Genomic DNA, 22,006 nt, shown 5'->3' on the forward strand with positions numbered 1-22,006 from the left:
ATTTTTATATTCGCCTTAGCCGCAACTTAAAACACTTCACCCCCAACAAATAATTTAAGCGAATAATTGATGAATATCTGCAGCTACTGTGATAAGAAAAAACCCGCAACGCGCGAGCATATTATTCCCAGCTGGTACTACAAACATGAGCGAGATTCTGAAGACACCGGATTCATGGAAAGAGCAAAGGGTAAGATCGTAAAAACCGAACTCGTAATTCGTGACGTTTGCGAAGATTGCAATAATAATGTGCTTTCGGATCTCGACTCTTACGGAAAGAAGCTATTCTTTGAAAGTTTCATAAATTACGTTTACAAGGATACGAAAACCCAGCTCCACTACAACTATGAACAGCTTGCTCGCTGGCTTTTAAAAATCTCATATAACTCCGCAAGGTCACATGACAGTGATACTGAAATATTGACTCAGTACCGCAGAATAATTACTGGCAGCGAGCCGCTACCAGATCATCTAATGGTAAAAATATTGACGATAGCGCCAGCTGCTGGCGGTATATATAGCGTAACCTCCGCTACCAAGGGTGCCAACGCTGTAAGTCATCCAGATTGGTTTAGAGTCGGTGTTTTTCGCGTCGAAGATTTCGACACGATGTATTGGGCATTCCGTCACGTAACAATTAATTCGTACTCCTTTCTTTTATATGTACCAGATCTATCGATTTCTTCTCGTGCTCTAGAGGAGTTAAAAGCACTGCAACAAGTGGTCAACAAAGAAATAAAATTATCTCCTGCTCTTTCGAGAGCAGGAGTCATTGACGTGCCGACGCCTGAAATCGATTCGATTAGTTACAACATGAATCATCTCGGCAATTTTCCATTTGCTTATGGGCTCATTAAGAATGAGACGATCGAAGCCGCAATGGAGAATAAGATTGGATTAGTAAATTACTGGATCGACCGCACAGATATCGAAAATAAAGACATTTCAAATGCACTGGCGTTTCTGAATGACCTTGTATCCTCTAGGGAGGTATGTATGGGCATGAAAGAACGTATTGAAATTTCTATACACGGCTACGATGACGATGCTCGTGAAATCTACGAGATTCCTGAGGTAGTGACGTTCCTAAAAGCGCTAGATGAAGAATGGCCATATTGGATGCTTTTTCAGCATCCTAATTTTCGGTGGCTTCAAATATTGGCGGTTTGCCTAAGCGAACCAAAAAATAATAAAGCCGGAAAGGTTGAATTTAATCCAGAGCTAATTTCCAAATGCATGCATAAATGGTTTATATCCCTTAATGAAATATGCCATAAGCATGCTATAAGCCTGACAATCAATAAAAGGGTGTCTGCCCAAGCAAACGCAATTATGACTAAAGGACTAGTGGGATAACCAATACAGCGTGATAGTCCTATATCAGACGGACGGAATCAGCGGCGCTGTCAGATACGGGTCACGCTCTGCGTCAATTGAGCTTTAGCTGCTGACGGGGCGGGCTGTTCGTCCATGCCGGTAAAGGAAGTCACCATTCACAGGAAGCGCTACTGCGACGGGGAACATTAGGAACAAGCTAGTTTGGGTGATGGGGTACCAATTCACGCATAGTGCGCTCCTGTTGAACGGCGTCAGATTGATGTCTCCAATGGTGTGGGCCGCGCTTGCATTCAAGCGTTCGTTGCGCGGAAACCTTGACCTCCCATACATCCCCCACCCGCCATCCTCGGCTCCAGACTCAACTGGAGAACACACGATGATGAAGTGGATGGGCACCGCGCTGGCCGCGGCACTGCTGGTGAGCGGTTGCGCCAAGGTGGAGGGCGAGAAGTTCGTCGGCCACTGGGTCAACGTGCAGACGCAGGAAGAGACGATGGACATCGAGCGCAATGGCGAGACCTTCATGGTCCGCAGCACCACGCCGAAGTTCTTCAGCCGCAAGCCCAAGACCGAGAGCTACCCGGCGGTCTACAAGGACGGGGCGCTGCAGGTCACCAACGATGGCGAGACGGTGAACTTTGCCATCGACGCGGCCAACGGCCACCTCAACACCGGTGGCGAGCAGTACCAGCGCGTGCCGGCCAAGTAAGCCCGCCGCTGCCGCCAGCGCCCGCGTGCCGACCTTCCCCGTCGCACGCGGGCGTTTGCGTTTGTGGCCCTGCCGGGCGCGCCGAGGGGCTGCTGGCGCTTGCTGCGTTGAGCAAACGCCGGGCCGGGCGTACCGCCCGTCGCCCGGCCTGGCGCTGCCGCTGCCCTTCCACCCCGCGCAAGCCGTACAGTGCGCAGGCACGCCAGGGTCATGGCGCTGCCCGACCGATCAATCCAGCAATTACGAGGGTGTCATGAGCAAGGGGATGGACCAGAAGAAGAGCCAGAAGAAAGAGCCGACCAAGACGCTGAAGGAAAAGCGCGCGGCCAAGCAGGAAAAGAAGGGCAAGTAAGCCGCCCGGCCTGCAAGACGGCAGACGAGGTCAGGCGCAGGCCTGGCCTCGCGGTGTGACGCCGTGCCAACCTCAATGACCCCGCAGGCGTAATGGGTGCTCAGGGTTCTCACGGATGAAGCGATCGACCTCCGACAGCTTGGCTGGGAGAGCAACGCACGGGTGGCTGCGGTAACTGAAGAACCGAAAGCCAGCGCGATACAACCGCTCGACCTTGCGCCATTGCGCCTGGTTGCGGGCCGGGGGTGCCTTGAACGAACGCCCCATCACGCACAGCGCGTTACCGCAGCCAGGACAGGGGGCCACCTGCTCGCGCGGAGCGATCTTGAAACTTCTGCGGCAACCGAAGCAGGCGTGCGCTAGCCGATAGGCGGCGCCGGTGACGGGCACCTTGGCCACACGCGGCTGACGAGCACCGGCGGCATAACGCAATGCGGTGCGATGGGCTTTGTCGGTGGAACTCATTGACGTGCCTCCGGGCCGACCACGGCTGGCTGACGCTGCACGACATACCGAGTACTGCCATCGCATGACGCAGTGCCGGCCGGATGCGTGGCGGGCAGGATCGCTGCGACCTCGTCAGGCAGAGCCAGTTGCCAATCCAGGTTGGGAAAGGCGGCAGGGAAGCTCGTGCCGTTCGGATTGGCAGAGTGCGCGTAAATACCCGTATCCATCGTGTCCTCACTGAGGTGTGCCCACAGCTGCGCCGCTGCCCCACGTTGCGCCAGACGTGCTTCCAGGTAGCACAGCACACGCACTGTAACCGCGTTGACCGTCTGCCGATGCTCAACACAGGAGTGGCCGCGGCCATTCCAGTCCACATGCGTATGCCACAGGTCGAACCAGCTTTCCGGGTTCAACCGGTCAACCGCTGCACGCGCCTTGGCTTCTGTCCGCGCCCAATAGCGCTCCATCCGTTTGCGGCGACGTCGGTCCATCGTTGCGGTCCTGTTTCGGGAGTTGACTCATGCTTTCAACGGCCAGGCGTTGTTGCAAGCAACGCTGCATGCTGCCATGCCGAGCAGCGGCCCAGCCAGATCAGATGACGGTCTTGAATTGCCTGCTCAATGCGGCGTGCTGGAGGAGGCCCGGATCAAGCCGCCAGCCGCTTGATCCGCGATGGCAGGCCGCCCAGCGCGCGGTGCGCCTGTTCCAGCTCGTAATCGGCTTGCAGGCCCAGCCAGAACCGCTCGGTCGTGCCCAGCGCTGCAGCCAGGCGCACGGCGGTGTCGGCGGTGATGCCGCGCTTGCCCAGGACGATCTCGTTGATGCGACGCGGCGGCACGCCGGTGGCCCGCGCCAGTGCGTTCTGGCTGATGCCCATCGGCTCGAGGAACTCCTCAAGCAGGATTTCGCCGGGGTGGATGTTGGGTAGGACTGTCATGGACAGATGCCTCGTGCTCAGCGGTAAACGACAATGCCGGGACTGGGTTTATGCATCTCCGGCCTTCTTGCCAGCTGCGCCACTGCCCCGGGCACGTGCCATCTTCTTCAACTCTCGCGTAGCGGCGTCGAAATCGCGCTCGACCGCTGAGGGCTCGGCCAGCTTCTGCTGCTTGTGGCGTGCGAATTCCGCCTTACCAAATTCCAGCGCCTGCTCACGGCTGACCCGGCCCGCGTGAGTGAGGACCTCTCGGTCGCTTAGCCGCAAAAAGTCGTCAAGCTTGGCGATCCAGTCGGCCATGGTCATGGGCTTGCGGTTCAGCGCCTGAAGCTCCGCAAATTCCAGATAGGCAGTGACGATGCGATTCAGTGCGTCCAGCTCGTCAGGATTTAGATAGCTTTTTGCGACCGTGGCGTCGGATGCACGCGGCGTAGCGCTAACCCAGTTGGTCATACCGCTGTGCGGTTTGCCTGCGTCGGCGCGCTCCATGATCAGCTCGGCGGCAGTGTGTCCGTGCGCAGCCCAATGCATCTTGTTCTGCACCGTAGCGAAAAAGCGCTGGCTTGCCTCTGCAGAGGCATCGTAGTCGACGCTGGTGGCGTAGATCTCCAGCACCTTGCGCCAGAACATCTCCGAGGAGCGGATGTCGCGAATCTTGCCGAGCAGGTCTTCAAAGTAGCCGTCATCAGGGCCACGCTTGAGGCGTTCGTCATCGATGGCGAAGCCTTTGACCAGATACTCGGTAAGCCGGGCGGTGGCCCATTGCCGGAACTGCGTACCGCGCGGGGCGCGAACGCGGTAGCCGACCGCGAGAATCACGTCGAGATGGTAGTGATCCACTGTCCTGCGGACATTGCGCTCGCCTTCGGTTTGAACTATTCGGATTTTCCGAATAGTTCGTTCAGCTTCAAGTTCACCTTCGGCGAAAATACCGGATAGATGCTCGTTGATGGTCGGGACGGAGACCTGGAATAGCTCAGAGAGTTGCCGCTGCGTCAACCAGACCGAGCCGCCTTCCAACCGCACCTGGACGCGCGTTTGCGCATCGTCGGTGCGATACAGGATCAGCTCGGAAGCAGGGGCATCCTTGTCATCGGTGTTCATGCGGTCTCCAAGCGCGTGATGTCATCAGAATAACGAGCCTTGCAGCGGTGCGACCGGTGCCTCTGGCGAATCCTGTGCGATTTCAGCAGCGGGCCGTATTTGTTCCCCACCCAGCCGCCATGCCAGGCCCGAGATGCGTGCGGCGTGCCGGGCGAGTGCGCTGCGGATGACCGCTTCGCTGCCGGCCAGGTGCAGGGCGCGGCGGGCGCGGGTGATGCCGGTGTAGAGCAGTTCGCGGCTGAGCACGCGGGCGTCGCGGGTGGGCAGTTGCAGCCAGACGGTGTCGAATTCGCTGCCCTGGGCCTTGTGCACGGTCATGGCGAAGGCGCTTTCGTGCGCGGGCAGTGCGGCGGGGTGGAAGCCGCGCACCTGGCCGTCGCCGTCGCCTTCGAACCAGGCGACCAATGGGCCCTGGGCACGGCTCTCTGTGCCTGGGTCACGGCGGTTGGCGGTGCCGGCGGACTGGCCTGGCGGTGAAGACGGGCTTTCGTCCCTGCGCCCCGAAAAGGGACTCGCATCGCTGCGCAGGCAGATGCCGACATCGCCATTGAACAGGCCGTGGCGGTAGCTGTTTTCGGTGATCAGCAGCAGGCGGCCCTGAAACCAGGGCGAGGCGCTGCCGAGGCGGCGGGCGCCGGAGCCGGTTTCGGCCAGCAGTTGTTCGATACGGGCGTTGAGGCCGCGTGCGCCCTGCGGGCCGGCGCGCACGGCGGTGAGCAGGCGCAGGCGCGCGGCATCGCGCAGGGCGGCGGCCGGGTCGTGCGCGTCGGCCAGCGCGCGCCAATGGGCGAGCAGTGCGTCGCGGCCCAGGGTGAGCGGGTCTTCGCCGTCTTCGTGGAAGTGCACGCCGGCCAGCTCGCCGCTGCGCAGCAGCGCCAGGGCGGTGTCGGCGTCGCCGGCGCGCACGGCGTCGGCCAACGGGGCGAGTGCGAAGTCGTGCGCCTGCCGGTAGCCGCGCAGCAGGTGCACGCGGTGGCCGGCCAGGCCGCCGCTGTGGGTGGCGGCGGGCGTGGTGTCAGCGGGCGCGTTGCCGAGCAGCGGTTGCAGCGCCTGTGCATCCTGCGGCTGCAGGGTGTCGCCGGGGCCGGCGGCCTGCAGGATGGCGGCGAGCACGTCGCCGGCTTCCACCGAGGGCAGCTGGTCGGCATCGCCGAGCAGGATCAGCTGGGTGCCGTCGGCCACGGCTTCCACCAGCTTGCACATCAGCGGCAGGTCGACCATGGAGGCTTCGTCGACCACGATCAGGTCGAACGGCAGCGGGTTGTCCGCGTTATGGCGGAAGTTCGGGGAATCTGGAATGACACCGAGCAGGCGGTGGAGGGTGCTGGCGCCGGTGGGGAGGAGGGAGTTCCAGGTGGACGGCTGGCCCTCACCCGCCCTTCGGGCACCCTCTCCCGCTTGCGGGAGAGGAGAAGCGACGGGGTGCGGTGACGGCTTCGCTTGCCCGGGCGCGGCTGCCGCGGGAGTGGGTGCGAGCTGGATGCCGTCGGCGATGGCGCGGGCGACCGCAAAGCGCAGGCTCTCGGCCATGCGCTCGGCGGCGCGGCCGGTGGGCGCGGCCAGGGCGATGCGCGGTGCCGGGGTGTTGGATGCTTGCGCCTGGGCGATGCGCAGCAGCAGCAGGCGGGCGATGGTGGTGGTCTTGCCGGTGCCGGGGCCGCCGGTGACCAGCAGCAGGGTGCGGCGCAGCGCCAGGGCGGCGGCCTGGGCCTGGCGGTCCTGGTTGTGGGATGGGGCCGGTGGGTGCGTGCCGTCTTGGTAGACGGATGGCGCGGGCGGGGCCATGCCCTCTTGGTGGACAGATGGCGCGGGCAGGCCCGTGCCCTCACCCGCCCTTCGGGCACCCTCTCCCGGGGGGAGAGGGGTTGGGTCCACGGGGTGAGTGGCTGGGGTCGGGTTCGGGAATAGCTGTGCGAATAGCGGGGCCAGCGTGGCGGCGTCGAAGGGGGGCGGCGACTGGGCGGCGATGCGTTGCAGGCCCAGCGCCAGGCGGCGCTCGTATTCGCGGTAGCGGCGCAGATAGAGCAGGCCGCGTTCCAGCACCAGCGGGCAGTCGGCGGCGGCGGGATCTTGCGGATTCGGTTGGTCGACCCAGCGCGAGGCGGCCAGGGTGCGTTGCCAGTCGGCGGGGTCCGGCATTACGGGCGATGGGCCCTCGCGCGCGTCCAGCAGCATGGCGGCGCGGGCGGGGTCCAGCCCTGCGTGGCCGCTGGTGACGGCCAGCGAGGCGAGCGCGGCGCCGGCCAGGACCTGGGGGTCGGTGTCCGGGGCCAGGCGTTGCAGGCTTTGCGCGAAGGCCAGATCCAGCGGGCGCAGCGCGTCGGCCTTGATCAGCGCGCTGAAGAGGTTTGGCTGGTTCATGGGGTGGACGCCTGGTGGGCGGAGGCGCCGCGGGCGAGTTGTCGATCGGCACGTTTCTGACCCTGCACGACACCCTCACCACAGTCTCCGCTCCGCATCCCGGCCCGCGCGGCGTGGCGCAGGCATTGCCAGGCACGCGCGCCTTGGCGCGCAAGCGGTGTGTGCTCGCCCCGAGGGGCGCGCGGCTTGCGCACAGCGCTGGGCGGGAGTGCGGTCTGTTGGGTCATGGCTCGGATGCTTCGGCGGCGGACGTACCCTCACCCCAACCCCCGCTCCGCGCCCCAGCCCGCGCCAGCGGCGCGGGCGCTCCAAGGCACGCGCGCCAGTGGCGCGCAACCAGCGCCTTATCGCCCCCGGGGGAGCGGGGCTTTGGTGCGTCAGCGGTAAGGGGCTGTGCGCTAGCGGGCATCGGGCGTGCCTGGGTTGCTGGATGTCGACTCTGGGGCGCTGCCGGCGAACAGGGCATCCAGGGCCTGGACCAGGGCCGGATCGAAGCGCCAGGCGTGGATGCCGGGCGCAACGCAGACGGATGCCGCTTGGATGCCGGGTGCGGCCGCGTCGGACATGGCGTCGCTGGCGACGGCGTCGCGTGCAGGGTCGGAGCCGGAGCCGGAATTGGCCTCGGCATCGCGGGCGCGGTCGGCGCCAGGGTCGGCTGCGGCGTTGCTGTGGGGGTCGGAGCCGGGGTCGGTTGCGGCGCTGCGGGCAGGGTTGAAGCCGGGGTTGGCCTCGGCGCTGCGGGCAGGCTCGAGGCCGGGGCCTGATGCCGGGTTACGGCTGGCGTCCAGGCCGCGGCAGAACAGATAGCGCACGCCGCCGAAGTCGCGGGCGTAGTCGTAGCCATCGCCCAGGCGGAAACGCAGCCAGCGGTGCAGCGCGACGGTGTAGATCAGCGCCTGCAACTCGTACTCGCTGTGCGCCATGGCGCGGGCCAGGGCGTCGGCGTCGTAGCTGGGCAGGCGGTTGGATTTGTAGTCAAGCACGTACCAGCGCCCGTCCACGGTGTAGGTGAGGTCGATCAGGCCGGTCATCAGGCCTTCCAGCCGCTGGCGCGCGCCGAAGGCCTGGCGCTCGCCGACCACGCCAAACCGGTGCAGCAGTGCCAGCAGTGCCTCGACGCGGGTGGGTCGCATGGCGAAGTGGAATTCCATCTCGTTACGGCGCTGCGGCGCGGGCACGGCGGCCAGGGGGGTGCCTTCGGGCAACATCACGGTGAGGGTGTGGCCGATCAGGGCGGTGAGCATGGCCAGGCCGTCGTCCCATTCCTTCTCGACGTAGCCGCCGCGTTGCAGCGCCTCGAGGATGGCGGCGGCCTGCCCTTCGGGTGCGGGTTGGCCGGGCTGCCACGCCTGCCAGGCGGCAAAGTCGCAGCGCTCGAACACGTCGTGCATTACCACGCCGAAGCGGTTGCCGGCAAAGCGCGGGTCGAAGGCGTCGACCTCGGTGGCCACCGCGATCGCCTCGCTGCCGGCGGGCTCGTCGCTGCCGCCGCTGCCGACCACCGTGGCGCTGGCCATCGGGTCGGTGGCGGCGCCGGCATCGGCATTGGCCAGCTGGGTAAAGCTGTAGACCCACCAGTCCGGGGCGATATGCCGCTGCGGGGTGCGCGCGGGCGGCACCTGCGCCTCGACCGGCGGCGGCAGCCGCGGCAGGGTGGCCGGTGGCGTGGACGTGTCCACCACCACCGCGCCCTCGCCGGCCGCGCCCTGCAGCGCGTCGAGCGCGCGCAGCATGCCGGACAGTGCAGTGCGCTCGTGCTGGTGGAACGGGCCGCTGGCGATCCACAGCGCGTGCTCGGCACGGGTCAGGCCGACGTAGAGCAGGCGCGCGTCTTCGGCGCGTTGTTCCTGCTTCCAGGCCGCTTCGGCGACGCTCCAGCTTGGGTCGTCTTTGTCAGTCTTCCAGTGCAGCTGGCGGCCGAGCTCCGGCGCATGCACCACGCAATGGCGGCCGGCGCCCTTGTCGCTGCGGCCGATGCCGATGTACGGCAGGAACACCAGCGGATATTCCAGGCCCTTGCTCTTGTGCAGGGTGACGATCTGCACGCGGCGCGCGTCCGATTCCAGCCGCAGCTGCTGGGCTTCGTCGTTGTCGTCGGCATTGGCGATGCGGCGCGACAGCCAGTCGACCAGGCCGTGCGGGCCGAGTGCGCGGGCGTCGGCCTCCTGCAGCAGTTCGGCCAGCTGCAGGTAGTTGGTGAGGCGGCGCTCGCCATCGCCCAGGGCGAGCAGGCGTTGCCCGTGCGCGGCGCCCAGCTCGCCGATCAAGGCCAGCGGGCCGCCGCGTTGCCAGCGCTCGCGCCAGTCCAGCGCCTGTTGCTGCCAGCGGCGGTGACGCTCGCCATCGTGTGCGAGCGCGGCGATGGCGGCGGCGTCCGCGCCGATCAGCACGGTGGCCAGCGCGGCGCGCAGGCGGCTGTCGTCACCCGGGTCGAGCAAGGCCTGCAGCAAGGCCAGCAGTTCTAGCGCTTCGTCGGTGGCGAACAAGCTCTGTTTGCCTGCGGCCACCGCAGGGATGCCCACCGCGCCCAGCGCCTGTTGCATGCGCGTGGCCTCGCCGTGGCTGCGCACCAGCACGGCGATATCGCCGGCCTGCACCGGGCGCGCGTTGATGGTGGCGGTGCCGTCGCGGCCACCGGCCAGCCAGCCGCGGATCGCCGCCACGCAGGCGGCGGTGGCCAGCTCGCGGGCGCGGCCGGCGCTCCAGGGTTTGGGCTTGCCTTTCGCAGGCGGCGGCGGTTCCGGCGCACGCCACAGCGTCAGCGCCGGGGCGGCGGCGCCATCGCGTTGCAGGTCGGCATCCGCCCGCTTGGTGCCGGGCTGCACCGGGTGGAAGGCGATGCCGTCGGTGAGGAAGGCCTCGGTATAGCCGGCCTGTGCGTACAACGCGTCGATGGCCGCCAGCACGCCGGGGCGCGAGCGGAAGTTGTGGCTCAGCGGCGGGGCGAGTTCGGCAGTGACCGCGGCGGCCAGATAGGTGCGCACATCGCCGCCACGGAAGCCGTAAATGGCCTGCTTGGGGTCGCCGATCAGAAACAGCGCCGGCGCCAGGCCGGCCGCGCGCGCGAGCGGGCCTTCGCCGAACACGTTGGAGAAGATCGCCCACTGGCGGTCGTCGGTGTCCTGAAATTCGTCCACCAGCGCGATGGCGTATTGCGCGCGCAGCCGCGTGACCAGGGTGCCGGCCTGCGCGCCTTCCAGCGCGTGCGCAACGCCATCGACCAGGTCGTCGTAGGTCTGCACGCGGCGCTGGCGCTTGAGCAGTGCCAGCCGCGCGATGGCGTCCTCGCGTAGGGCGTGCAGCAGGCGGATGCGGCGACGTGTGCGCCATTGTTCGACACGCGCCAGCGCGGCGAGATAGCCGTCGATCTCGTGGCTCAGCGGCGAGGCCGGGGTGCGCTCGACGAACTTCTTGTTGGTACCGGCGGCCAGGTCCGCGGCGGTCAGCTTGATCAGCTTGGGATGCGGGGCGGTGTTGACCGATGGCGCGGCGGCGAAGCTGTCGAACCAATGCCACAGCGAGGCCAGCCACTCGGGTTTGTAGCTGACCTTGCTCAGGATGCCGCCGTCGATGGCGGCCATCAGGGTGTCGAAAAACGCGGTGCCATGCGCCTGGAATGCGGCGGCCAGAGCGGTACTGGCGTCCTGCACGGCCTGCAGCAGCGCAGCGGAATCGTCTGGGGTGGTGGCGGCCGCCGGCAGCAGCGTTGGATGGCGCACCAGTGCGCGCAGATCGCTGGCCAATGCCTCCGGGCCGCCCGACCACAGCGCGATCAGGTCTTCGGCCATCGCCGCATCGGCGGCGCGCTGGCGCCACAGGTCGGCGGCGACTTCGCCGAGCAGTTCGCGGTCGTTGGCGAGCAGTTCCGGTGCGGCGAAGGCCTGGCCGCTTTCCAGCGCATGCTCGCGCAGCACGCGCGCGCAGAAGCCGTGGATGGTGAACACCGCGGCCAGGTCGATTTCTTCCACCGCCTGTTGCAGGCGGCGGCGCAAGGCGGCCGGTGTCTCGGTGCCTTTGGCCAGGTGGGTGGCGAGGATGGCGCGGGTGAGCAGGACGTCAGGCGCGTCCTGTAGGAGCGGACCTGGCCGCGACGGGTCGTTGGCGAAGTCGGTCGCGGCCGGGGCCGCTCCTACAAGAGCCGATGCGCCATTGGGCGCCGGTGTTGTGGGCAAGTCGGTCGCGGCCGGGGCCGCTCCTACGGGGGTCTCGGGGACCAGGGTTGCGGCCAGCACCAGGCGCTCGCGGATGCGGCGGCGCAGTTCCTGGGTGGCGGCCTCGGTGAAGGTGACGGCGAGGATCTGGCCGATGCGCAGGCCGCGCTCGACCACCAGCCGGGTGAACAGCGTGGCCAGGGTGAAGGTCTTGCCGGTGCCGGCGCTGGCCTCGATCAGGCGCACGCCATGCAGCGGCAGGTGCAGGTACGGGTCGGTGACGGGGCTGGCGCTCATTCGGCCTCCTCCTGCGCGCCGTGCCAGTGGCGCCAGCTCTCGACCAGGCGCTGCGGATCCAGCGTGGCGTCGGCGTTGCCGCGCTCGAGCAGGTCGTACACGCGGTGGCTGGTGGTGGCGAACTCGGCGAAGCGCTGTGCATCGGCGAACGGGTCGCGGCCGCGGTTGACCAGGCGCAGTTCCGGGCTGTGCGATTCGCTCCAGCCGAAGCTGGACTGCCACTGCCCGGCGGCCTCCTTGATGGCCTTGTCCAGGTCGTCGCCGCGCGCGGCCTGGTGATATTTCCAGCTGCTGTAGGGCGCGAAGGCCAGCGGCGCCTGCAGGCCGTGCCGATATAGCTGCAACAGTGCGGCCAATGCAGTTTGCGCCTGCGCCTGCGACAGCGGTTCGAGGTCGATGGGATGCGGGCCTAACCCGTCTTCGTGTTCGAAGAAGCGCACATACGGCGCATGCTCGCCGGCAGCGCGCAGCAGCAGCCATTCCAGGCCGTGACGGATCGCGCTGCGGCCGCTGAGCGCGCCGACCTGCACCCGCCCCACCCCGCTCGCATACCAGCCGGGCACGCGGCCGTGCACCTCGACATCGCCGATCTGCACCTGCAGCCGGTGCGACTGCGCTGGCGCCTCGCCGCGCCATTGCCGGAATGCCTCGGCATACGGGCGCAATTGCGCCACCCGCTCATCGAGCTGGCGTCGCCCCAGCGGCCCGGACGGCAGCAGCGCACGCGCGCGCAGGCGCTCGTAGAGCCGGCCGGTGTCGCCGGCCAGTGCGGCGTCGAACACATGCTGCTGCAGGCCGTATTGGTCCAGCCCGCGCGTGGGCGCCAGCAGCGGCTCCAGGTCGCTGTCTTCGCTGGCCGGGTCGGGCAAGCGCATGCCGAGGCGATGGCGCAGGAACTGCCCGGCCGGGTCGGAAAACAGGCGGCGCAGGTCGTCGATCGAGACGCTGCCCGGCACTGCGCTGTCGTCGGCCGGCAACGCACCGGCCACCCACGGCGCGAGCGGCTGGCGCTGGCCGACCAGGCTGTCCACCGACGGTCGCCATTGGCGGCGATAACTGAAACGGCGCGGGTCGGCGCCGTGATCGCCCGGCGCACCGAAGGCGGCGGCGGCGAAGGGCTGCAACGGATGCTCCACCACCAGCGTGGCGATCGCCTGCGGCTCGGCGTGGTACTGCGCGGCGCTGCCCAGCAGTTCGCTGACCAGCACCGACGGTTCGCGCGCGCTGCCATCGCGCGCATCGGCGCCGAGATAGCTCAGGTAGAACACCTCCTGCGCAGAGGCGAACAACTGCAGAAACAGGAACCTGTCGTCCTCGCGGGTTGAACGGTCGCCATGCCGGCGGCGCTCGGTGCCCAGCTCGGCCGTGAGGCGATTGAGCCCGGCGGCCGGGTCGCGGCGCGGGAAATCGCCATCGTTCATGCCGAGCAGGCAGATCACGCGGAACGGCAGCAGGCGCATCGGCACCATGCGGCCGAAGCTGATGCCGCCGGTGAGCAGCGGCGCGCGCGTGTCCGACTCGCCCAGCACCGCGGCGAAGTGCGCACGCACCACCTCGGCCGGCACATCGCCTGCGTAATCGGCGCGCACCGCATCGCGGGCGAACTGGTCGATCAGGCTGCGCAAGCGGTCCAGCGCGCGCTGCGCGCGCGGTGCCGACGGCGCCTTCGGAATCAACGCATCCAGCAGGCCGAGCAGACGCTCGCGCCACTCGACTGGCGTCATCGCCTTGGCCAATACCGACTGGTGGCGTTCGAGCACGCCCAGCAAGTGCAACAGCGTGTCCAGTGCGGCCAACGCGCTGCCTTCCAGCTGCGGCCAGGGCGCCACGCCCTCGATATCGTCGTCGGCGCCACTGGCATGGCCGAGCAGCAGCCGGTCCAGCGCGAAGCGCCAGGTGTAGGCATCGTCGCTCGGTGCCTGGTGCTGACGCCGATGCGCCGCATCCAGCCCCCAGCGCGCGCCGGCCGCGTGCAGCCAGCCGCGCAGGCGTTCCAGCCCGGCTTCGTCCAGGCCGGCGGCCTCGGCGATCGGCGCGCTGGCCAGCAGGTCGAGAATCTCGTGCAGGCCGAAGCGTGCGATCGGCAGGCCGAGCAAGGTGAGGAACACCTCGGCCAGCGGCTCGCTGGCCAACGGGCTGGCATCGGCCAGCGCGTACGGCAGCGCGTCGTCGTTGCCGTGGCTGCCGAACACCGCGTCCAGGTACGGCACGTACGGGTCGATGTCCGGCGACAGCACCGCGATCTCGCGTGGCTGCAGTGGCGGGTCGAAGCGTGGGTCGTCGAGCAAGGCGCGCAGCTGGTCGTGCAGCACCTGCAGCTCGCGCAGCCGCGTGTGGCAGGCATGCACCTGCAGGCTGGGGTCGTGCAGATTCACCGTCGGTAATGCGGCAGGCACGCCTGGCGCGCGGCGATGGAACAGGTCGCTCTGCATGCGGCGCAGCAGGCTGTCGCCCAGGCCGCCGTCGGCCAGTGCGCGGCGGCCGGACTCCAGCGGGTCGGCGTAGACGGCGATCTCGGCCAGCGGATGCACCACCTCGTAATCGCCGACCAACGCCATGAAGTCGCGCCCGGCCGCGCCCCAGGCCTGCAGCAGCGGGTTTTCCTGTACCTGCTCGGCAAACAGCTGCACCGCGCCGTCTTCGCGGCGACGTTGCCACAGGGTCTGCAGATCGCCCCAGTACCCTTGCGTGGGCGTGGGCAGATAGAAATGCAGCGTGCCCACGCGCGCCTGCGTGGCCAGCACGCGCAGCACGTCGGGCGAAATATTCAGGATGGCAAAGGCGAACAGGCGCCTGGGCAAGCCCTGCGGCAGCGGGCCATCCGGGCGCGCGTAGCGATCCAGGTACTGGCCGATGCGGCGCGCGCGGTATTGCCGGCCGGCGGCGATGCTGCGCCACAGCCGCGCCTGCGGATCATCGGGGTCGGCGCCGCCTTCCCAGCGCAGCAACCAGTCGCGTCGCCAGGCCTGGTACTTCTCGAACACGTTGCCCAGCTCGCCGGCCAATGCCCAGGGCTTGAGCGCATCGCCATCGGACAGATAACCGGCCAACGGCGCCAATGCCGCATCGCTGCCCAGGTCGGCCTGCAATGCGGCATACAACCGCCACTGTGTGGTGGCCATGTCCAGATCGTCGTCGGCCGGGCCGAGATTGCACTCCAGCGCGCGCGCGACGAATTCGCCGGGGGTGAGGAATTCCAGGTTGGCGGCCACGCCGTGCTCGGCCGCCAGCGTGGACTGCAGCCAGCGCCGCATCGCCACCTGCGGAATCAGCACCACCTCCGGCTGCAGCAACGGCTGCTCCGGCACCGGCCGGCGCAGCTCCTGGGCGAGCAAGGCGGCCAGCGTATCCAGCGCATTTGAGGGATAGAGGCGGAAATCGGGCGCGGAAGTGGCGTGCATGCGTGCGTGCATTGTGCCGGATGCGGCCGTGCTGCGCTGTTTGCCAAGGATCTGCATGCAGCGATCGGTGCCGATGCCCAGGGCTGTCCTGTGACATGGGCAACTGCTCAGCCGCGCGTGGCGATCGACTGCCGACGCGCGGCGGACCCGACCAAACCCGACACCGGCAGGAAAGCAGACAGGCGGACCAGGCTGCACGTTGGCTTCGATGCACTGCGGCCGATGCGCTTGGCGGCCTGTCTACAACTCCCCGTCGACCAATGCGCAGCGCAGCGCCAACGCAGCCATGCAACACATACCGCCGGCGGCATCACAAACGCGATGGGCCGGGGTAGTCGCCCGGCCCATCGCGTTGCTCAGTGCATGACGCTGGAGACGATCAGTATTTCTTTTCCAGATTGATCATCCAGGTCTGATCGTTGTTGCTGTCGCCATCGGTGATGCCGCGGTATTCCAGCCGCGTCGACAGGCCCTGCTCGGTCAGCAACGCCGCGCCGATGCCGACCATCAGGCGGTTGCGGTCGAACGCGCTCTGGCCGGCACGATAGAACGGCCCGCCGTTCAGGTCGGCATAGCTCAGCGTGGCATCGCCGCGGCCCTGGAAGTCGCGCTGGTATTCCACGCGCAACTGCGGGGTCAGCCGGCCCCAGGCCACTTCGCGGCGCCATTCCAGGCGCAGGCCCAGGTTGCCGGTGGTGGTGGCCACGTCCATGTCGTCATAGCGCAGCGCGAACGGCGCCACGCCGTCTTCGACATAGCCATCCAGCGTGGCGCGGGCCACATCCACACGCGCATACGGGGTGATCTGCAACTCGCCACGCTGCAGGTCCGCACCGGTGGAGACCGACGCAATCCACTGCTTGCCGTCGCGGTTGCCCTCGGCCATCGAGCTATCGTCGGTGACGAAGCGGCGCAGGTCGTAGGACAGCAGCTGGTAGCCGACCAGGGTGTCGAAGAAGAACGCCTTGCCCGGATGGAAGCTGGCATACAGCGCCATGGTGTAGGCGGTGGCCTTGGAGTGGCTGCCGTTCCTGCCCACATCGCTGTCGTCGCGGCCCCACCCCAGGCCCGCACCGATCGCCAGCGACTGTGCCACCCGGTAATCGGCGCCCACGCTCAGGCCGTCGGTCTGGAAGTCCACCCCGTTGCTGTTGGACTGCTTGTCCAGGCTGCCCGAGCGGATTGCACCGCCCACCCACAGCCCCAGATCGCCCTGACCCTGCGCGGTGCTGTTGCCGCTGCTGGCCATTGCTGGCGCATCGCGGAAGTCGTTGTCGGCCTCCTGCGTGTCCGGGCTGCACGGCTGCGCACTGATGCCGCGGTCGGCCTGGCGGCAATGCGAGGTCGGCTGGAAGCTCACCGCGTTGCTGAAGGTGCTGCCGCCGCGGTGGGTGGCTTCCAGGCGGCGCTGGAAGTTGTCGATCTGCGCGCGCGCAAAGCGCCGGGTGGACTCGGACTGCGCATCGATCAGGCCACGCACTTCCGCATCCACGCTGGGGTCGCGGCGCGGCGCGATGGTGAACACCACGCTGGCCGGCACCGAGGTGGCGAACGCATTGGACAAGGTGAACTGCACCGTGGCCTGACCGACGAAGGCCGGGTTGGGGGTGAAGGTCAGCATGAACGTGGGCGTCTCGGCCATCGCAGCCGCCGCCGGCGACGGGCCGGAGGCACGCGCAGCCGCCGCGGTGGCGGTGCCGCCAGTCCGGGTGATGGTGGCGGTACCGGCCGAGGCCGGCAGCACCGCGACCACGGCTGCAGCCACGAACGGCCCGCCGGTGGCATTGCGGGTCAGGTCGACCTGCTGCGCTTCGCCGGGCACGGCCGCGGCAGTCACCGACACCGCCACCGGACGTGCATTGACCGCGATGGTCACCGTGACCGGCGCCGACGTACCGCCGCTGCCGGTGACCGTGTAGCTGACCACATCGGTGCCGACGAAACCGGCGGCCGGCGTGTAGACCAGCTCCAGCCCGTTGACCACGGCGGTGCCGTTGGTCGGCGCGGTGGCAATGCCGATCGATGCGATGTTGCCGGTGTCGTTGGCGGTCACCGCCACCGTCACCGCAGCGTCGGACATGGTCGCCGCCACATCCGCCACCGCCACCGGCGCCGCATCGCTCACCGTGAAGCTGTAGGCCTGGGTGGCGCTGGCATTGCCGGCGTCGGCCACCGCGATGGTGAAGGACGAGGTGCCCTGCGTCGTCGGCGTGCCCGACAGCGTGCCGTCGCCGGCCAGCGTCAGGCCAGCCGGCAAGGTGCCGCTGGCGATGCTGTAGCGATAAGGCGCGACGCCACCGCTGGCCGTGAGCACCTGGGTGTACGCGCTGCCGCGCGTCGCCGGTGGCAGGGTGGGCTGCGCCAGCACCAGCGTCGCCGCCGCAATGGTGACCGTATAGCGCTGGCTGGCCTGGGCCGCCGGGCTGGGCGTGCTGTCGGTCGCGGTCAGGGTGAAGTTGAACGTGCCCGACGAAGTCGGCGTGCCGCTGAGACCACCGGTCGCCGCATCGAGGACGATACCGCTCGGCAGGGCGCCGGCTGTCAGTGCATAGCTGTAAGGCGCGATACCGCCGGTCGCGGGCGCGATGGTCGCGGCGTAGACCTGAGCGGCCGTGCCGGCCGGCAAAGTACTTGCCGGCAGGACCAGGTTCGGGCCGTCCACCGTGAAGGTATACGCCTGGGTGGTGCTGGCATTGCCGGCGTCGGCCACCGCGATGGCGAACGAAAAGACGCCTTCAGCGGTCGGCGTGCCTGACAACGTGCCGTTGCCGGACAGGGTCAGACCGGCAGGCAAGCTGCCGTTGGCGACGCTGTAGGTATACGGCGCGACGCCGCCGGACGCCGTCAGCACCTGACTGTAGGGCCTGCCACGCACCGCTGGCGGCAGCGTGGGCTGGCCAGGCACCAGGGTGGCGGCTGCAATCGTCAGCGTGTAATTGCGGCTGGCCTGGGCCGCCGGGCTGGGCGTGCTGTCGCTGGCAGTCAGGGTGAAGGCGAAGTTGCCCGACAAGGTCGGCGTGCCGCTGAGCGCACCGGTCGCAGCATCCAGCACCATGCCGTTCGGCAACGTGCCGGCCGTCAGTGCGTAGCTGTAGGGCGCGGTGCCGCCGGTCGCAGGCGAGATGGTCGCCGCGTACGCCTGCCCGGCCGTGCCTGCCGGCAGGGTGCTGGCCGGCAACGCCAGGTTCGGGCCGGCCACCGTCAGCGCATAGGCCTGCGCAGCGGTAAAGGCGTTCGCATCGGTCGCCGTCACGGTGAAGTTGAAGCTGCCTTCCACTGTTGCGGTGCCGGACAGCGTGCCGTTGCTGGCCAGGGTCAGGCCAGCCGGCAGCGTGCCGCTTCCGAGGCTGTAGGTGTACGGAGCGGTGCCGCCGCTGGCGCTCAGCGTCTGGCTGTAGGCCGTGCCGCGGGTGGCGGCCGGCAGCGTGGTGGGCGCGACCGCGATCACCGGTGCCGCGATGGTCAGCGTGTAGCTGCGGCTGGCCTGCGCCGCCGGGCTGGGCGTGCTGTCGGACACGGTCAGGGTGAAGGTGAACGTGCCTGCCACGGTCGGCGTGCCGCTGAGGCTGCCGGTGGCCGCGTCCACGACAACACCCGCCGGCAATGCGCCGCCAGTCAGTGCATAACTGTAGGGCGCGGTGCCGCCAGTGGCGGGCGTGATCGCCGCAGTGTAAGCCTGCCCGGCCGTGCCTGCCGGCAAGGTGCTGGCCGGCAACGTCAGGTTCGGGCCGGCCACCGTCAGCGCATAGGCCTGCGCAGCGGTGAAGGCGTTCGCATCGGTCGCCGTCACGGTGAAGTTGAAGCTGCCTTCCACTGTTGCGGTGCCGGACAGCGTGCCGTTGCTGGCCAGGGTCAGGCCGGCCGGCAGCGTGCCCGCGCTTAGCGCATAGGTGTACGGCGCAGTGCCGCCGCTGGCGCTCAGCACCTGGCTGTACGCGGTGCCGCGGGTGGCGGCCGGCAGCGTGGTGGGCGCGACCACGATCACCGGTGCCGCGATGGTCAGCGTGTAGCTGCGGCTGGCCTGCGCCGCCGGGCTCGGCGTGCTGTCGGACACGGTCAGGGTGAAGGTGAAGGTGCCTGCCACGGTCGGCGTGCCGCTGAGGCTGCCGGTGGCCGCGTCCACGACAACACCCGCCGGCAGGACGCCGCCGGTCAGTGCATAGCTGTAGGGCGCGGTGCCGCCGCTGGCGGGCGTGATCGTCGCCGCGTACGCCTGCCCGGCCGTACCTGCGAGCAAGGTACTCGCCGGCAGTACAACGTTCGGGCCGGCAACGGTCAGGCTGTAGGCCTGGTTGCCGGTGAAGCTCCCCGCATCGGTCGCGGTCACGGTGAAGTTGAAGCTGCCTTCCACCGTCGCGGTACCCGACAGCGTGCCGTTGCTGGCCAGGGTGAGGCCTGCCGGCAGCGTGCCGCTTGCTAGCGTGTAGGTGTACGGCGCGGTGCCGCCACTGGCGCTCAGCGTCTGGCTGTAGGCCGTGCCGCGGGTGGCGGCCGGCAGCGTGGACGGCGCAACCACGATCGGCGGCGCGGCGATGGTCAGGGAGTAGCTCTGCGTTGCCTGCGATGGCGTGCCGCTGGTGCTGTCGGTGGCGGTCACGTTGAAGCTGAAGCTGCCCGCAGTGCCGGGCGTACCGGTCAGGGCGCCGCTGCTGCCATTGAGCGTGATGCCCGCCGGCAGGGCGCCGGCGGTAACGGCGTAGGTATACGGGGCAATGCCGCCGGTCGCCGGAGTGAGCGCGCTCGAATAGGCCTGGCCCGCCGTGCCGGCCGGCAGGTTGGTCGCCGGCAGGGTCACCGTCGCGCCGGCCACGGTCAGCGTGTAGGCACGGTTGCCGCTGGTGGGGCTGCCGCCGCTATCGGTAGCGGTGGCGGTGAAGTTGAAGCTGCCGGTGGCGGTGGGTGTGCCGGACAGCACGCCGGCAGCGCTCAGGGTCAGCCCGGGCGGCAGCGCACCGGCCGTGACGGCGAAGGTGTACGGCGCGGTGCCGCCGCTGGCGCTCAGGTTCTGGCTGTAGGCGCTGCCGGCGGTGGCTGCCGGCAGCGTGGCCGGCCCGACAATCACCACCACATCGTCGTTGACGATGGTGCCGGTGCCGGTGGCGCGCGCGATGCTGGCGTTGCTGGCACCGGACAGGCCGACGCTGAAGGTCTCGCTGGCCTCGACCGCGGTGTCGCCATTGACGGTGATCGCCACGCCCTGCGCAGTTGTACCCGGCGGAAATGTCAGCGTGCCCGACCGCGCGACGTAGTCGCTCCCTGCGGTGGCGGTGCCGTTGGCGGTGGCGTAATTGACCGACACGGTCTGGCCGCTGGCCGCGCTCAGGCTCACCGTGAACGTGGCCGTGGTGGTGCCGCTATTGCCTTCGTTCACGCTGATATCGTCGATCGACAGCGACGGCACCGCATCGTCGTTGACGATGGTGCCCAGGCCCTGCGCATCGGCCACTGTCGCGCCGGTGACGTTGCTGACGTTGACGAAGAAGGTCTCGTCGGGCTCGCTGAGCGAGTCGCCGTTGACCCGCACGGTGAAGGTGGCGCTGCTGCTGCCGGCGGGGATGGTCTGCCCGGCCAGGCTGGAGGCGACGTAGTCCACGCCGGCAGTGGCAGTGCCGTCGGCAGTGGAGATATCGAAGCTGACGCCGCCGGCGCCGGCCGGCTGGCTCAACGAGACAGTGAAGGTGGCATTGGTGGTGCCGGCGTTGCCTTCGCTCACGGACACGTCGTTGATCGACAGCGCCGGCTGGTCGTCGTTGAGGATGGTGCCGGTGGCGCTGTTGGGCGACCCCACGCTGTAGCCACTGCCCGCAGCCAGGCTGATCACCACGGTCTCGTCCGGTTCGATGGTGGCATCGGCGGTCGGATTGATGGTGATGGTGCCGGTGGTCTGGCCGGCGTTGATCACCAGCGGCGAACTCACGGCCGCGTAGTCGGTGCCTGAGGTCGCGCTGCCACCGACGCTGAAGGCGACCGATACCGCGCTCTGCGCGGCCTGGTCGAGCGAGACGGTGTAGATCAGGTTGGCCGCGCCGTCCTCGGGCACGCTGGACGGAGACACCGTGATCGATGCGGTCGGAAAGTCGTCGTTGACGATGGTGGCGGTGGCGCTGGACGGACTGCCGATGGCATAGCCGCTACCGCTGGCCACGCTGATCACCACCGTCTCGTCGGCCTCCACCGTGGTATCGGCGACCGGGGTGACGGAAAAGGTGGCCGTGGTGGCGTTGGCGGGCACCACGATGCTGCTCGGCGCACCCGTGTAGTCGGTGCCGCTGGTGGCGGTGCCGCTGCGACTAAGGTTTACCGTGGTCGCCGAACTGCTGCTCTGGCTCAGCGTCACCGTGTAGGTGAACGCTGCGCCGCTATTTTCGTTGCGGCTGGCCGGGCTCACCGCGATGCTGGCAGTGCGCGAGGGGTTGACGGTGATGTTGAAGACGATCTGGTTGTTGTCTTCGTCCAACAGATAGAACGAGTCCGATGTCGCACCATCGCCGTTATTGGTATAGGTCACCTGTTCGGTGCTGTCAGGATTCTGACCGGGAAGACTGTATGTGCCATGCGCCGGGGGCACGCCGGGATCGGTCATGCCGATATTGGAAGGCCCGTCGCAATCGCCGACTTCGAAGGACACCGAGCCACCTGAGTTGACGGTGGCGCTTTTCGGAGTCGGGCAGTAGGCAGCCAGGGCGACGTGAGAGGTCGCCAACAGCAACAGCGCCAGCATCCAACGCAGCAGCAGGCGCACGCCACCCGAGGCGGCGAAGGTCGTAGACATAAGTTTTCCCCGAAAAAGCACGCCACCCCAAATGGCGTCGGCAGCGGTCCTGGTGCCTCGGATCAGCGCAACGCAATGCCTAAAGAGGCATGTGATTCAACTATAGCGCTATTTGAACTGGAACTGACTGCCAGTTA

General features: G+C 67.7%; 10 protein-coding genes and 1 pseudogene. 2 read left to right on the forward strand and 9 right to left on the reverse strand.

Annotated features, from left to right (window positions below):
- The first annotated feature begins 69 nt into the window (after nucleotides 1-69).
- On the forward strand, nucleotides 70-1,356 hold the full coding sequence (locus CPBF1521_RS21135; RefSeq protein ID WP_147295484.1) for a hypothetical protein: 1,287 nt from the start codon (nucleotides 70-72) through the stop codon (nucleotides 1,354-1,356).
- Nucleotides 1,357-1,714: 358 nt separating this feature from the next.
- Entirely contained in the window at nucleotides 1,715-2,047 is a 333-nt protein-coding gene (locus tag CPBF1521_RS21140; protein ID WP_102255212.1) for a hypothetical protein, read from the forward strand.
- A gap of 424 nt (nucleotides 2,048-2,471) precedes the next feature.
- On the opposite strand, the gene CPBF1521_RS21150 is transcribed toward CPBF1521_RS21140, so the two are convergent.
- From CPBF1521_RS21150 to CPBF1521_RS21950, 9 genes and pseudogenes are all read right to left on the reverse strand, one after another.
- Nucleotides 2,472-2,864 (reverse strand): hypothetical protein, encoded by a 393-nt coding sequence (locus CPBF1521_RS21150; protein ID WP_147295485.1) that lies wholly within the window; start codon nucleotides 2,862-2,864, stop codon nucleotides 2,472-2,474.
- A complete protein-coding gene (locus CPBF1521_RS21155) occupies nucleotides 2,861-3,337 on the reverse strand; it encodes a hypothetical protein (RefSeq protein ID WP_235858495.1) in 477 nt (158 codons plus the stop codon). Before CPBF1521_RS21155 ends, CPBF1521_RS21150 begins: the two co-directional genes overlap by 4 nt.
- A 155-nt stretch (nucleotides 3,338-3,492) precedes the next feature.
- Nucleotides 3,493-3,783 (reverse strand): HigA family addiction module antitoxin, encoded by a 291-nt coding sequence (locus tag CPBF1521_RS21160; protein WP_115678188.1) that lies wholly within the window; start codon nucleotides 3,781-3,783, stop codon nucleotides 3,493-3,495.
- Nucleotides 3,784-3,831: 48 nt separating this feature from the next.
- Nucleotides 3,832-4,887, reverse strand: coding sequence for a virulence RhuM family protein (locus CPBF1521_RS21165; RefSeq protein ID WP_181901326.1), 1,056 nt, complete (start codon nucleotides 4,885-4,887; stop codon nucleotides 3,832-3,834).
- Nucleotides 4,888-4,911: 24 nt separating this feature from the next.
- Complete coding sequence (gene recD, locus CPBF1521_RS21170; protein ID WP_115678189.1) at nucleotides 4,912-7,248, reverse strand: exodeoxyribonuclease V subunit alpha; 2,337 nt, start codon at nucleotides 7,246-7,248, stop codon at nucleotides 4,912-4,914.
- Nucleotides 7,249-7,646: 398 nt separating this feature from the next.
- Entirely contained in the window at nucleotides 7,647-11,696 is a 4,050-nt protein-coding gene (gene recB, locus CPBF1521_RS21175; protein WP_115678190.1) for an exodeoxyribonuclease V subunit beta, read from the reverse strand.
- Entirely contained in the window at nucleotides 11,693-15,097 is a 3,405-nt protein-coding gene (gene recC, locus CPBF1521_RS21180) for an exodeoxyribonuclease V subunit gamma (RefSeq protein WP_115678243.1), read from the reverse strand. The genes recB and recC overlap by 4 nt, the downstream gene beginning before the upstream one ends.
- Nucleotides 15,098-15,476: 379 nt before the next feature.
- Nucleotides 15,477-17,759, reverse strand: coding sequence for an autotransporter domain-containing protein (locus CPBF1521_RS21945; protein WP_478212771.1), 2,283 nt, complete (start codon nucleotides 17,757-17,759; stop codon nucleotides 15,477-15,479).
- A gap of 6 nt (nucleotides 17,760-17,765) precedes the next feature.
- A pseudogene (locus CPBF1521_RS21950) lies at nucleotides 17,766-21,869 on the reverse strand (beta strand repeat-containing protein); the annotation flags it as partial.
- Nucleotides 21,870-22,006: the final 137 nt, after the last annotated feature.

The organism is Xanthomonas euroxanthea, from assembly GCF_900476395.1.
GTDB lineage: Bacteria > Pseudomonadota > Gammaproteobacteria > Xanthomonadales > Xanthomonadaceae > Xanthomonas > Xanthomonas euroxanthea.

Bases quoted from the DNA above. Each gene is read 5' to 3' on its own strand.
- CPBF1521_RS21135 (WP_147295484.1), top strand. From the start codon at position 70: ATGAATATCTGCAGCTACTGTGATAAGAAAAAACCCGCAACGCGCGAG.
- CPBF1521_RS21140 (WP_102255212.1), top strand. From the start codon at position 1,715: ATGATGAAGTGGATGGGCACCGCGCTGGCCGCGGCACTGCTGGTGAGC.
- CPBF1521_RS21150 (WP_147295485.1), bottom strand. From the start codon at position 2,864: ATGAGTTCCACCGACAAAGCCCATCGCACCGCATTGCGTTATGCCGCC.
- CPBF1521_RS21155 (WP_235858495.1), bottom strand. From the start codon at position 3,337: ATGGACCGACGTCGCCGCAAACGGATGGAGCGCTATTGGGCGCGGACA.
- CPBF1521_RS21160 (WP_115678188.1), bottom strand. From the start codon at position 3,783: ATGACAGTCCTACCCAACATCCACCCCGGCGAAATCCTGCTTGAGGAG.
- CPBF1521_RS21165 (WP_181901326.1), bottom strand. From the start codon at position 4,887: ATGAACACCGATGACAAGGATGCCCCTGCTTCCGAGCTGATCCTGTAT.
- recD (WP_115678189.1), bottom strand. From the start codon at position 7,248: ATGAACCAGCCAAACCTCTTCAGCGCGCTGATCAAGGCCGACGCGCTG.
- recB (WP_115678190.1), bottom strand. From the start codon at position 11,696: ATGAGCGCCAGCCCCGTCACCGACCCGTACCTGCACCTGCCGCTGCAT.
- recC (WP_115678243.1), bottom strand. From the start codon at position 15,097: ATGCACGCCACTTCCGCGCCCGATTTCCGCCTCTATCCCTCAAATGCG.